At 45.6% G+C, this 12,794-nt stretch carries 12 protein-coding genes; 7 read left to right on the forward strand and 5 right to left on the reverse strand.

Annotation, left to right across the window (positions count from 1 at the left end):
- Window position 1 precedes the first annotated feature (1 nt).
- From FJQ87_RS17480 to FJQ87_RS19005, 3 genes are all read right to left on the reverse strand, one after another.
- Complete coding sequence (locus FJQ87_RS17480) at window positions 2-949, reverse strand: transporter (protein ID WP_206194353.1); 948 nt, start codon at window positions 947-949, stop codon at window positions 2-4.
- A gap of 61 nt (window positions 950-1,010) precedes the next feature.
- Window positions 1,011-1,271: a hypothetical protein gene (locus FJQ87_RS17485; protein WP_140933729.1), complete on the reverse strand. Its 261-nt coding sequence runs from the start codon at window positions 1,269-1,271 to the stop codon at window positions 1,011-1,013.
- Between the two features lie 69 nt (window positions 1,272-1,340).
- Complete coding sequence (locus tag FJQ87_RS19005) at window positions 1,341-1,475, reverse strand: hypothetical protein (RefSeq protein ID WP_276613149.1); 135 nt, start codon at window positions 1,473-1,475, stop codon at window positions 1,341-1,343.
- Window positions 1,476-1,537: 62 nt separating this feature from the next.
- Between FJQ87_RS19005 and FJQ87_RS17490 the strand changes: the two genes are divergently transcribed.
- Window positions 1,538-2,740, forward strand: a complete 1,203-nt coding sequence (locus tag FJQ87_RS17490; protein WP_140933730.1) for an IS256-like element ISSod4 family transposase — start codon at window positions 1,538-1,540, stop codon at window positions 2,738-2,740.
- A 128-nt stretch (window positions 2,741-2,868) separates the two neighbouring features.
- Here FJQ87_RS17490 and FJQ87_RS17495 read toward each other — a convergent pair whose 3' ends face one another.
- Window positions 2,869-4,191 (reverse strand): sigma-54 dependent transcriptional regulator, encoded by a 1,323-nt coding sequence (locus tag FJQ87_RS17495; protein WP_140933731.1) that lies wholly within the window; start codon window positions 4,189-4,191, stop codon window positions 2,869-2,871.
- Between the two features lie 282 nt (window positions 4,192-4,473).
- On the opposite strand from FJQ87_RS17495, the gene FJQ87_RS17500 reads away from it, so the two are divergent.
- From FJQ87_RS17500 to FJQ87_RS17525, 6 genes are all read left to right on the forward strand, one after another.
- Complete coding sequence (locus tag FJQ87_RS17500) at window positions 4,474-5,661, forward strand: hypothetical protein (RefSeq protein WP_240778774.1); 1,188 nt, start codon at window positions 4,474-4,476, stop codon at window positions 5,659-5,661.
- A 40-nt stretch (window positions 5,662-5,701) separates the two neighbouring features.
- Window positions 5,702-6,247, forward strand: a complete 546-nt coding sequence (locus tag FJQ87_RS17505) for a SprT family zinc-dependent metalloprotease (RefSeq protein ID WP_240778775.1) — start codon at window positions 5,702-5,704, stop codon at window positions 6,245-6,247.
- Between the two features lie 56 nt (window positions 6,248-6,303).
- Complete coding sequence (locus FJQ87_RS17510; protein WP_140933733.1) at window positions 6,304-7,038, forward strand: endonuclease; 735 nt, start codon at window positions 6,304-6,306, stop codon at window positions 7,036-7,038.
- A gap of 14 nt (window positions 7,039-7,052) precedes the next feature.
- On the forward strand, window positions 7,053-7,784 hold the full coding sequence (gene rsmE, locus FJQ87_RS17515) for a 16S rRNA (uracil(1498)-N(3))-methyltransferase (RefSeq protein ID WP_140933734.1): 732 nt from the start codon (window positions 7,053-7,055) through the stop codon (window positions 7,782-7,784).
- A gap of 55 nt (window positions 7,785-7,839) precedes the next feature.
- Entirely contained in the window at window positions 7,840-8,790 is a 951-nt protein-coding gene (gene gshB / locus FJQ87_RS17520) for a glutathione synthase (RefSeq protein WP_140933735.1), read from the forward strand.
- 80 nt (window positions 8,791-8,870) lie between these two features.
- Entirely contained in the window at window positions 8,871-10,319 is a 1,449-nt protein-coding gene (locus FJQ87_RS17525; protein ID WP_240778940.1) for an alkaline phosphatase, read from the forward strand.
- A 13-nt stretch (window positions 10,320-10,332) separates the two neighbouring features.
- On the opposite strand, the gene FJQ87_RS17530 is transcribed toward FJQ87_RS17525, so the two are convergent.
- A complete protein-coding gene (locus FJQ87_RS17530; RefSeq protein WP_240778776.1) occupies window positions 10,333-12,756 on the reverse strand; it encodes a GGDEF domain-containing phosphodiesterase in 2,424 nt (807 codons plus the stop codon).
- Between the last annotated feature and the right edge of the window lie 38 nt (window positions 12,757-12,794).

Raw genomic sequence — 12,794 nt, forward strand, 5'->3', positions numbered from 1 at the left:
GTTAAAAGCGATACGGGAAACGTAAGCTGATTTGATAATCGGGGGTGTCTTCGGTAAGTCCTGCGCCAACACTCGTCACCATAGAAAGGTTTTCAGTTAATGCTAACGTTGCCCCCAATCCTAAAGTGGCAGTATTTGTATCTGATCTAGGTATTTTTTCCCAGGCTTGATCATCAAGGCGCTGCTGAGTACGGCCATAAAAGCGTTGGTTAAAACTCATCCCCAAACTCATGCGCTCAGACACAGCAAAGGCTAAGCCTAAGCTGTAATCAATATAATCACCTAAATCCACTTCGCCAGGAACATCGACCACACCTAGTCCAGAGATATCATCAAAATGCTGCGGGATATTCCAGCCATAGTTGAGATTAAAAAATACAATGGCAGGATCATAAGTTTTAGCCAAACTAAAACCAGTGGATACCCCCCATGCCCCAGCTCCCGATGGTGTTTCTATCGGGTAAGTCAAATTACCCGATTCTGAACTCACGAGTTCAATATCATAAGGATGCTTACCTGTTGGCGCTCTCATCCTGACATTCCACACCCAATCAGGCCAACTTTCCTCCTCGGCCATAATGCGGTAATACACCCCGGCACTAACATCCCCCAGCAAACCATCGTTCACTTGAGCACTTTCATAACGCTGACTTGAGTTCCCCTCACCCACAGAGTCATATTGATTCATACGGTAAAGATAAGGCACTGCCAATTCAAATTGCCAATTAGGAGTTAAGGTATAACGACCAACCACATCTAATTGCAAATTATTAGTACGAATTCTATCGAGATTTAAGTTACCAAGAAAAATGGCGTCTAAAGCCAAAAAACCTCGCAAAATAAGGTCTTTACGGCTGAAATAACTGTAACTTATTGATGACTCTAAGGTAAATTTACGAGTAAATACATTATGAGTTTCAGCTAATACATCTTCAGTGCTACGCCCCATATCAGGCGCTTTTTTTAGTGGCAACCTCTTGCGGGGGCTGAGGAGTCGGCGGAGGTACTACTTATTGTGCGCTAGCGTCATTATTGGTTTGAGGGTTGATCGCTTGTTCACGCGCTTGCACCTGTTGCGCCATCTTTTGCAATGCTTGTTGCTGCTGCACTTGCTGATTCATCAAGACTAGTTGGCGCTTTAATAATTGCAGCTGTTGCTGCTCTTGAGCTAAAGCTTCCGTAGGCCTGGCTGCCGGGGCTGGCTCAGCCAATACTGTGGGTGTAAGTAGCATGACACTGGCTATCCAACCAATATGATTTTTCTGCTCCATCGAGAGATCCTTATTTTTCATAGTGACATTTAAACTAAATACCCCACACAACACCATTTACTAGGGTGATTATTGACCGTGAAAATTATTACCTAACAATTGCTGCGCTAACATACTGCTGTTAAGGCGACCAAAACTAATACCTGACACATGCAACTGAGTGGTATTAAACATTTGAAAATGAGATCCCAATATTTGAGCCATTGCAGGGTAGTGTTCATAATTCTGTGTCATTTCAGTAAAATATTCAAAAACAGGAATGACACATGACCCAACCTTTTAACTTCGAACAAGCCCTTAAAGATCTGCAGTCAGGTAAAAGCCTCACAGGTAAAGACAGCATTCTTGGTCCACTGATCAAGCAACTCACTGAAGCGGCTCTCCAGGCTGAGCTTGAGCAGCATTTAGCGCATGATCCTCTGCCTAATCGTAAAAATGGCAAAACCCCTAAGACCATTAAGCATCCGTCCGGTAACTTTGAGTTAGACACCCCTAGAGACCGCAATGGCACTTTTGAACCTCAGTTTATTACGAAAAATCAAACTACGCTAACCGATGAAATCGAACGTAAAGTGTTATCGATGTTCAGTATAGGTATGAGCTATCGCGATATTAATCAACATGTTGAAGATATGTATGGGATCAATGTATCTAACGCAACCGTCAGTGCTATCACTGATAAACTCATCCCCGAACTTAAAGCGTGGCAACAGCGCCCATTAGATAGCCATTATCCTATCGTTTGGCTTGATGCGATACATTATAAAGTCAAAGAGGATGGGCGTTACGTCAGTAAAGCCGTTTACACATTGTTAGCGCTTAATATGAAAGGAAAAAAGGAAATTTTAGGGCTTCATTTATCCGAAAATGAAGGCGCTAATTACTGGCTATCCGTACTGACCGATCTTAATAATCGTGGTGTAAAAGATATTCTTATCGCCTGTGTTGACGGCTTGACCGGTTTCCCTGAGGCGATAGCCAGTATCTTCCCTAATACGGAAACACAGCTATGTGTTATCCACCAGATCCGCAACTCAATGAAGTATGTCGCCTCAAAACATCAGAAAGCGTTTATGGCTGATTTAAAGCCTGTGTATCGAGCCGTGAGTAAAGAAGCCGCAGAGATGGCATTGGACGAACTGGAGGCCAAATGGGGTGATGCTTATCCGCTGGTAATCAACTCTTGGCGTCGCAAATGGCATAATTTGTCCCATTATTTTAGGTACCCAGAACATATCAGGAAAGTGATTTACACGACCAATGCCGTTGAGGCGGTACATCGCCAATTTAGAAAGCTCACCAAAACCAAAGGTGCTTTTCCTAATGAAAATAGCTTGTTGAAGCTACTTTATGCAGGCATATTAAACGCCTCAGATAAATGGACCATGCCAATCCACAATTGGAGCCTTTGTTTATCTCAGTTAGCGATTTATTTTGAAGGGCGTTTAGATAGCGTGCTAGAAATTTAAAAATTAGCCTGACACAGAATTTTGAACGCCCTCATGAGGTGAGTATTTACCGTTATGGCGCAGATATAATCCATTACCTGCACCATAGCCAATGGCAAGGGCCGCTGTTTAAAACAGGCCAATGAATATCAAGTAAGTAAGTCGTGTTTTTCCAATAATCGATATAAGGTGGCACGTGACACCTTAAGATTTTTAGCTGCTAGGTTAACTTGTCCTCCCGTTTGTTCCAGTGCCTGACTTAGCGCTAAACGTTCAGCTTGCTCTTTGTGATGGCGCAAAGAGCAAGAAAGTGGATGAGAACTCACTGAGATCTCAAGCGGTAGATCAAGATCTTTAGGCCCGATCTCCATACCTTCAGACATCACCAACGCACGCCTTAGGCGATTAATTAATTCCCTGACATTACCAGGCCAAGCATATTTTAAGATAGCTGTCATAGCTTCATCGGATAACGGTTTCACCGGCCCGCCAACACTCGTCGCTGCTTCGAGTAGCAAGTTGTGCGCAAGTTCAGGTAAATCCTCAATGCGATCGCTAAGGGATGGCACTTCTAAATTAACGCCATTTAGTCGATAGAACAAATCTAATCTAAAATGCCCCTCGTCAATCGCTTTTAATAGGTCAACATGAGTCGCGGATACAACGCGAACATCAGCGCGGCAGCTTTTACCGCCGACAACATCGAAGCAACCCTCTTGCAGAAATCTTAATAAGTGCGTTTGCTGATCCATTGGCAAATCACCTATTTCATCAAGAAATAAAGTGCCGCCATCGGCTTGAGCTAACTTACCTACATGGCGATGGATCGCGCCAGTAAAGGCACCTTTTTCATGACCAAACAATTCTGAGGATGATAAGCCAGTTGCAATAGCGCCACAGTTAACAACCACCCAAGCGCCTTTAGCGCGCTCTGAGTGTTGATGGATTTTACGAGCCACTAACTCTTTACCCGCGCCACTAGGGCCAGTAACTAATACTGGAATATTGGTCGGAGCGACTTTTAAAATCTGACATTGCAGTTTTTGCATAGCAACCGAGCAAATAACAGGTTGATGGCTACTGCTAATCTGCCTTAAGCGGCGATTTAGCCAAGGCTTACGCATATGTAAAATACCGCGCATCCGCCCCATAGTAACGAGCAGTCTATCTATGACGACAGGCGTAGTGTGGTAATCCCAAGCGTACAATGAAATAACATCGTTAATATTAATCAGTGATAAATGTCTAGGCTCAGCTATCACCAACAATAATGTATTGGCATGCACAGCACGAACCCAAGATTCTAACCAATCAAGTTCATTAAGATGCTGCAAATCTATTATCGTGATATCTGCTGAGCCCGCTTGACCTAATTCTTTATGGGTCAATACAGTGACGTAGTAATCAGCAGACAATAACGATTCGATATATGGCATATTCTTGTTATTGCTCACAATAAGTACTGAGCACATACCACCATTCCTTAGCCCCTAACTAGAAGCTCTTATTCCAATTGGCATAACCCTTCTTAGGTATAAAAATGTCAAAAACCACTTAACTCCAAATAAAGGTGTGATTTTATACGCCGAATAAGCATAGTTAACTATTATTCCTTGCGCTGCCGATAATGACGTTATCTTTGCGTTAGCCCCTCATAAATGTTGTTCAATCGGTAATAGCTATTGCAATGGTTTTGTTCCATCACAGGCTCAGGCATACTAAAACCGTTGTTGTCTGAAGAAAAGGAAACTTCCATGCCAAATCCCTTGTGTAACTCACTGTTTTCCATGTCTGCTGTCGTTATGGCAACATTATGCGTGGCAACGCCAAGTATGGCAGGTCCCAATTTACCGACCGCCAATACAGTAGAAGAAGCGCGTCTAGCCCAAGCCATAGCAGCCATGCCAGAGGTGACTCAGCGCTATCAGGCATTTCCTTATCAATTACAACAAAGATTAACCGCCGCCAATAACGAGTTAACTCTCACTCAAGATACCGCAGCATTAGCTCGGCGTTTATGGCAGCAAGCCGTACGTGATGTTCAAGCCGGTAATCCTGACGATAGAGCCTTATATTGGTCCAGATTAGCCATGCGCGAGATTATTCTTAGTGGCAAGGTAGGATTTAACATAGCGCCGTGGCAGCGCCAAATACTATTGACTAGCATAGAGCAGGCCTCACGAGGCATGAGTGATGTCAGCTTCGATCCCAAGTCTTCCCGCCGCATACTAGTGACAGGTTTCGATCCGTTTTTTCTCGATAAACATATAGATCAAAGTAATCCTTCTGGATTAGGCGCGCTTCACTTAGATGGCCACAAATTTAGCGTTAATGGCAAGCAGGCCGAAATTCAAAGTGTGATGATCCCAGTGCGTTTTGATGATTTTGATCAAGGCATGATAGAAGCGCTGATGACGCCCTATTTTCGCGACAATAATGTTGATTTAGTGATCACTATGAGTATGGGACGCGATCACTTTGATCTTGAGCGTTTTGTGGGGCGCAATCGCAGCGCATCTGCGCCAGATAATCGCAACCTAATGACAGGAGCGAGTCTGCAACAACCTAAAGCGCCACTGTTTGAGCAAGCCGCCATCAAGGGCCAGTCGTTCTATGAATTTTCACTGCCAGTGACAGCCATGGCAAGTATCAGCGGCAAATGGCAAGTTAATGATAATCGTGAGGTCAACACCTTAGAGCAAGGCCCGATGGAAGCCATAAGTTTAGACTCCATATTGAATATGACCTCAGTTGAAGGCAGTGGCGGCGGCTACTTGTCCAATGAAATTACATATCGCACCTTAAGAGTTAAAGACCTACTTAATAGCAAGGTGCGCTCTGGCCATATTCACACCCCTAAGGTTCAAGGCCATGATGGCGATTATGAAGCCGCCATCGTCAGGCAACTGACACTATTAATAGAAACTGCGGCGGCACACTAATGTGGTGCAAAGAAGCGCAAACGGCTAGTATGAGGCGTTTGTGTTTCTAACCTTAAAGCCAATGCCTAGCCCAGTATCCATTGCTAATGACTTAATTATCCAGCTTAAACAAGCGTGTGAAGACAGCTACCTTCGTGCGGAAGAGCAGTTACAGCGAAAAATCCCCAGAGCCAGTATCAGCTTGGCATTGCGGGGGCGCAGCGCAGGCACAGCGCACTTGCAGCAAAATAAGCTCAGGTTTAATCCGGTGTTATTACAAGAAAATTCATCTGAATTTTTTACCACAGTAGTGCCCCATGAAATTTGTCACTTACTGTGCTTTCAACTCTTTGGCAGGGTAAAACCCCATGGCAAAGAATGGCAGCACTTAATGCGCTCAATTTACGGCCTAACGCCGCGGGTTACCCATAGCTTTAATGTGCAATCGGTCAGTGGCTCGCAATTTACTTATTACTGCCAATGCGGCCCTATCATGCTAACGATACGCCGCCACAACAAGGTGGTTAAGCAGCAGATGAAATATCGCTGTCGCCGCTGCCAACAAATATTAGCCCCAGAGGTGGCAACACTTGCCAAGCTGAGCTAGCAGCCATAGACTTTGGCCATAACTATAAGCATTTATTGATTTTTTAGGGATAAACCTTGCTCAAACACTTATTGTGGGGACTCGCCTTGGGTCTCCTATGGCTCGCGCCTGCGCACGCTTCTGGGCAGCATCCCAAGAATTTCAGCCAAGCGAAAAAAATAGCCCAGCAGCTTTATAAAGAACTGGGGCCAGTGCAAAGCTTTTATTGTGACTGCGATATAGATACTGCCACCAAAAAATGGCAACCCTCATTCAGCGCTTGTGGTTATCAAGTACGCAAACAAGAAGTGAGAGCGAATCGGATTGAATGGGAACATATAGTGCCAGCCTGGGATTTTGGCCACCAGCGTCAATGCTGGCAAAAAGGCGGACGTAGCCAATGCCATAGCGACTCTGAATTTGTCAAAATGGAAGCCGATCTTCACAACTTAGTGCCAGCCATAGGTGAAGTGAATGGCGATCGCAGTAATTATCGTTTTAGTGATTGGAATGCTAAGCCTAAGCAATATGGCCAATGCCAGATGGTAGTAGATTTTAGTGCCAAAAAAGCGCAGCCGCCAAAAGCCAGTCGCGGCGCAATCGCCCGAACTTATTTATACATGCAGCAAACTTATCATCTGAAAATCGCTAAGAGTCAGTTACAATTATTCCACGCTTGGGATAAGACCTTTCCCGTGACTGAAGCCGAGTGTCGTCGCGATCAAGCCATAGCGCGCCATCAAGGCAATCATAATCCTTTTGTTCAAACTCGTTGTAATGCCGCCAATCTAGCTCAAATTGCAACGGAATAAAGTAAGAGTATCCCATGAGAATACCAAGAATTTATCAAGCCACAGAGTTAACCCTTAATAGCAGCGTGAGCTTAGATGAAGACGGTGCGGCCCATATTGGCCGAGTATTACGCATGACAGCAGGCGAGCACATTAGCTTATTTAATGGCGATGGCCGTGATTATTTAGCCTGCATCACTGAGTCGGGCAAAAAACATGTACTGGTTGATATCATAGAAGTCACTGATAACTTAAGTGAGTCGCCGTTAAACCTGCATCTTGGACAAGTGATTTCCCGTGGCGATCGCATGGACTTTACCATTCAAAAATCCGTAGAGTTAGGGGTTAATACTATTACGCCACTATTTTCTGAACGCTGCGGCGTTAAGTTAACCGGTGAGCGCTTAGAGAAGAAAATTCAGCAATGGCAAAAAATCGCCATTAGCGCTTGTGAGCAAAGTGGCCGCAGCCGCGTACCTGTTATTCGCCCCGCCATGGACTTACAAGCTTGGTGCAGTGAAGACACCCAAGCCTTAAAGCTTAACCTGCACCCACGCGCAGCCACAGGAATTAGCGGTTTGGCGCCAGATAATCGCCGTATCCGTTTATTGATTGGCCCTGAAGGCGGTTTATCCCGCGAGGAAATCATAATGACTGAGCAGCATACATTTACTGATGTGCTCCTTGGGCCACGCGTGCTGCGCACTGAAACCGCGTCACTCACGGCCATCAGCTTACTGCAACTCCATTTAGGCGATTTAGGCTAACCACCTAAAACGACCACAGCTTTGGCTTAGCCAACATAATGACAAGGACAACCTCATGATCAAGCTCGGCATAGTGATGGATCCCATCAGCTCTATCAATATTAAAAAAGACTCTAGTTTTGCCATGTTATTGGCGGCACAAGCCCGTGGTTATCAGCTCTATTATATGGAAATGGGCGACCTTGCCATTGAAGATGGCCAAACTATGGCGCGCATGCACCCGCTGACTGTGGCCATGGATAGCGATAAGTGGTATCAAATGGGAGAGGCAGTTATCGCCCCGCTGGCAAGTTTAGATGTGGTGTTAATGCGTAAAGACCCACCATTTGATACTGAATATATCTACGCCACTTACATGCTAGAGCGCGCAGAGGAGCAAGGCTGCTTAATCATTAATAAGCCGCAAAGCCTGCGTGATGCCAATGAAAAACTCTTTACCTCATGGTTTAGTCAGTTCACTCCTAAAACCTTAGTGACGAGCGATGCTGCGCGCCTGCGCGCCTTTCATCAAACCTATGGCGATATCATTCTTAAGCCATTAGATGGCATGGGTGGCAGCTCAATTTTCCGGATTAAACAAGACGATCCAAACTTAGCTGTGATCATCGAAACCTTGACCGAACATGGCCGCTGTTATGCCATGGCGCAGCAATTTATTCCTGACATCAGTGCCGGTGATAAACGCATTCTAGTGGTTGATGGTGAGCCAGTGCCTTACTGCTTAGCCCGCATTCCGGCAAAAGGCGAAACCCGTGGCAACTTAGCTGCTGGCGGCACTGGGGTAGCGCAAGCATTATCTGAATCTGACTGGCACATTGCCCGCACTATTGGCCCTGAGCTTAAACGTCGCGGCTTAGTGTTTGTTGGTCTGGATGTCATTGGTGATAAGCTGACTGAAATTAACGTCACCAGCCCAACTTGTATCCGCGAAATTGAAGCAGCATTCAAGGTGGATATTACTGGCATGTTGATGGATGCTATTGAGCGCCGCTTGGCCGCTAAGTAAATAATAAAAAAGGATTTGCTAGTATGTCTATGATGACAAGGCTTTTAGGAACTTTACTTGTTCTTACCTCTGTTTCCCCTATGGCAAGTGCCGAAGGGTTAGCGCAACTACCTGCGCGTCCCCAAAATATCATCATAATGATAGGTGATGGCATGGGGCCGGCTTACACCAGTGCTTATCGATTATATCGCGACGAACCTGCCAGCGAAGAAGTCGAAGAAACAGTATTTAATCGCCTGTTAGTCGGCAATGCTAGCACCTTTCCTGCCCATCAAAGTGGCTATGTCACAGATTCTGCCGCCGCCGCCACAGCGCTTGCCACTGGTGTCAAAACCTATAATGGCGCCGTGAGTGTCGATACCGAGCAAAAGCCAGTACAGACCTTATTTGAAGAAGCAAAAAAGCGTGGCATGGCGACCGGTGTAGCCGTGACCTCGCAGATTAACCATGCCACCCCTGCTGCCTTTTTAAGCCATAACGTCAGTCGTAAAAACTATGATGAGTTAGCTCAAAGCTATCTCACCACTGGGGCTGATGTATTACTTGGCGGCGGGCAGCGCTATTTTCCACCAGAATTACGCGACCAATTTGCCAGCCAAGGCTATCAAGTACTGCTTGATATCAAGGAGCTTGAAAGCGTCAAATCTGGCAAGGTGCTAGGCCTGTTTGCCGATGTGCAACTCCCTTGGGCGCTGGATGAGCCAGAGAGCAATAGCTTAAGCCTGCTCACCACTAAGGCGCTTGAATTGTTATCGCAGCAACCTAATGGTTTTGTGCTGTTAGTCGAAGGCAGCTTAATTGATTGGGCTGGCCATAATAATGATATTGCGACCTTATTAGGTGAGATGCATCAATTTGCCAATGCCATTGAAGTGGCCGAGCAGTTTGTCCGCCAGCACCCAAATACCTTACTTGTTGTCACTGCCGATCATGATACCGGCGGTTTAACTTTAGGGCGCGATGATCAATACCTGTGGGATCCAAGCTTAGTGCGCGCCATGACTATGACCCCAGATAGCTTAGCCAAGCACTTGTTGGCCTTTGAAGATACAGATGCAACGACTTGGCAAGATGAGTTACAGCGCTTATGGCCTGCGCCTCTTAGCCCTGAGCAAATCTCACAAATAAGCACAGCCAAAAGCCAAGACCAAGATGCCCATAAAGCGTTAGTTAAGACATTCACCCAAATTATCGATATCAGCACTCATACCGGCTGGACCACAGGTGGTCATACAGGTATTGATGTGCAAGTATTTGCGGCCGGCGCCGGCGCGAATCTCTTTAATGGTCATCAAGATAATACCGATATTGCCACTAAACTCTTTAGCTTATTGCCAGTACAAAATGCTAAAAAAGTTGCCGTCCCAGCCGCGTCTAAAGCTAGTGCGCCACAGGCTAAAGCTACAGAAGTTAAAGCACCAGTAGTTAACGCGCCAACATCCACTCCAGCAAAAGCACCGGCAGAAATACAAGCTCCAGTACCAAAGCCTGCACCAAAACCTGTGCCAGTGCCAGTGCCACAAGCCTAAATTCAATAAGGCGTTAGCTGCCTAATTGCCCAAAACGCGCTGCGTCTTGGGCAATGGGCCAGACTAAGCTTGAATTAATCTGCGCCAACATGCTCATGGTTTGCTCTTCACTTAATGGCCGCGCAAACAAATAGCCTTGGCCAAATTCGCAGCCAGCCGTTTGTAAGAAAGATAGTTGAGCCATAGTTTCAATTCCTTCTGCTACCACTTTGCGCCCCATGTTATGGGCTAAGCTAATGACAGTGTTCACTATATGGGTATCCACTTCCTCAACATTAATGCCTGACACAAAGCATCGATCAATTTTTAATACATCAAAGGGTAACTGCTTTAAGTAGCTTAATGACGAGTAGCCAGTACCAAAATCATCGATGGCAATTCTCACCCCAGATAATTTAAGTTCTTCCATGACAATCCGCGCGCGATCCACTTGCGCCATCACACTCTCTTCAGTGACTTCCAGTAATAAGCGCCCTGGGGAAAGTTGATGTTCAGATAACAGATCTGCGATATTTTGACTAAGACAAGGTGATAAATAATGGTTGGCCGATAAATTGACGGCGAGATATAACTCATCTCCCGCTATCGCTTGTAAGCGTTTTAAAATTCGCGCCCCTTCTTGCAACACATAATTACCGACATCAATAATTGCCTGGCTATTCTCAATATCAGGAATAAAGTCCCCTGGCAAAATAAGACCACGCAGCGGATGAAACCAACGAATAAGCCCTTCAAAACCACTGACCTTACCAGTATCAAGCGCGATAATCGGCTGCAAATACAGCTTAAGCTGACACTCGCGAATCGCTGCCCCAATGTCTTGCTCTATCATCAAACGATTATTGGCTTGATGCAGTAAATCATAAGTAAACACCCGATAGTTACTGCGTCCAGCAGCCTTAGCTTGATACATGGCAAGATCGGCATGTTGGATAAGCTCAGCGGCGGCCATATGACTCGACTGACACATAGCCACCCCAATACTGGTGGTTACTATCAGTTTGTGGGATTTAAGCACCACAGGTTGCTGCAAGGAGGAGAAAATTTTATGAATGACCTTACGCACTTCTTGTTCATGATCTATGCCCCTTAATAAGATCAAAAACTCATCGCCGCCTTGGCGAAAGACGGTATCCATGGCACGCACGCAGCGGCTTAAGCGCTCAGACACTATGATAAGCATCTCATCGCCTTCGTTATGGCCTAAGGTGTCATTGATCCGCTTAAATTCATCCAGATCGAGAAAGAGTAAGGCGACTTGATTGTGAATTCGGCCCACGCAAGCGATCGCTTTTTCTAACTCATGCTCCAGCATGGCCTTATTAGGCAAGTTAGTTAACGGATCGAGCATGGCCAAGCGCTCCAGTTTTTTGGTATAAGCGGCCAATTCGAATTCCAAGTGTTCTAACTGCGAGGTGACATCCAAAATCGATCCATCTAAACAATCTATCTCATCAAGGATCTGGTGCTTATTTTTAGGAATAGCTTCGCGAATTTGACTAAATTGCCGCTCGACTAATAACGGCAATAAGTGTGCATGATTAGCTATGCGTTGCAGCGGCGCCCAAGCAATCACAAAAATAAACACACAGGTCAATAATACTCCCACTAAAAGTATACCTAAAATGTTGCGCTGAAACTGCTGCAAGGCTTGATCCCAAGCGCTGATATTAGCGAGCACCAGCAACATGGGGCCATTTTCACTGGCAAATAAGGGGTAATTCCACACCAACCAAGACTGCTGCTTGATTGAGTAAACATCTCGATAATGATCAAATACTTGCTGCCATGAGCTCTGACGCTCAATTTGTTGCAATATCGGCTGGATCCGCGCGCGATCGCTCAAACTAAATAGCTGCCGCCCCCAATAGTTATCGCTGCCATTAAGGTTATCATTTGGCCCTAAAATGGCTAATTCAATGCCGCCTTCATGCCGAATGCGATTAAGGATTTCGCTAATGCTGATCTCAAAAAATACTATGGCGGCTTTGTCTGCGATCACAGTTGGGATCAACATTTGTAAGCGACATTCATCGCTACACACAAAGCGCCACTTAGGCTCAATTAAGCCCGCGAGCTTAACGCCCCAGTCACCGACACTATTAAGTCCCAACTGAGTAATCACGTCCCCTTTTGGGGTGAGTATCGCCAAACTGGCTAATTCCCAGAACATTTGGATATCACTCCAAAATTTCTCTAATACTGCAGCAGGAGGCTCTGGATAAGTGCCAAGCACAAAGTTAAGTTGTTCAACTTCAATCACAGCGCGTTCAACCGATTGATTAATGGCTAACTGCAACTGATTCGCTACTCTTTGATGCTGAGTTTCAAGCTGCTGATTGCGCTCATCAGTCAGCTGGATATAAGCGACTCTGGCAATAATGCCGCCAATGCAAGTCATCATGATAATAACCGCCAGCAACAGTTTCCATTTCAAACTAAAAAACCAGGTTCTTCGCCCTTGAATTGTCATGA

The organism is Shewanella sp. SNU WT4 (assembly GCF_006494715.1).
In the GTDB taxonomy this organism is placed as follows: Bacteria; Pseudomonadota; Gammaproteobacteria; order Enterobacterales; family Shewanellaceae; genus Shewanella.

What these genes read in the sequence shown, in the direction of transcription:
- rsmE (WP_140933734.1), top strand. Translation starts at nt 7,053, where the DNA reads ATGAGAATACCAAGAATTTATCAAGCCACAGAGTTAACCCTTAATAGC.
- FJQ87_RS17480 (WP_206194353.1), bottom strand. Translation starts at nt 949, where the DNA reads ATGGGGCGTAGCACTGAAGATGTATTAGCTGAAACTCATAATGTATTT.
- FJQ87_RS17490 (WP_140933730.1), top strand. Translation starts at nt 1,538, where the DNA reads ATGACCCAACCTTTTAACTTCGAACAAGCCCTTAAAGATCTGCAGTCA.
- gshB (WP_140933735.1), top strand. Translation starts at nt 7,840, where the DNA reads ATGATCAAGCTCGGCATAGTGATGGATCCCATCAGCTCTATCAATATT.
- FJQ87_RS17485 (WP_140933729.1), bottom strand. Translation starts at nt 1,271, where the DNA reads ATGGAGCAGAAAAATCATATTGGTTGGATAGCCAGTGTCATGCTACTT.
- FJQ87_RS17500 (WP_240778774.1), top strand. Translation starts at nt 4,474, where the DNA reads ATGCCAAATCCCTTGTGTAACTCACTGTTTTCCATGTCTGCTGTCGTT.
- FJQ87_RS19005 (WP_276613149.1), bottom strand. Translation starts at nt 1,475, where the DNA reads ATGGCTCAAATATTGGGATCTCATTTTCAAATGTTTAATACCACTCAG.
- FJQ87_RS17525 (WP_240778940.1), top strand. Translation starts at nt 8,871, where the DNA reads ATGGCAAGTGCCGAAGGGTTAGCGCAACTACCTGCGCGTCCCCAAAAT.
- FJQ87_RS17495 (WP_140933731.1), bottom strand. Translation starts at nt 4,191, where the DNA reads ATGTGCTCAGTACTTATTGTGAGCAATAACAAGAATATGCCATATATC.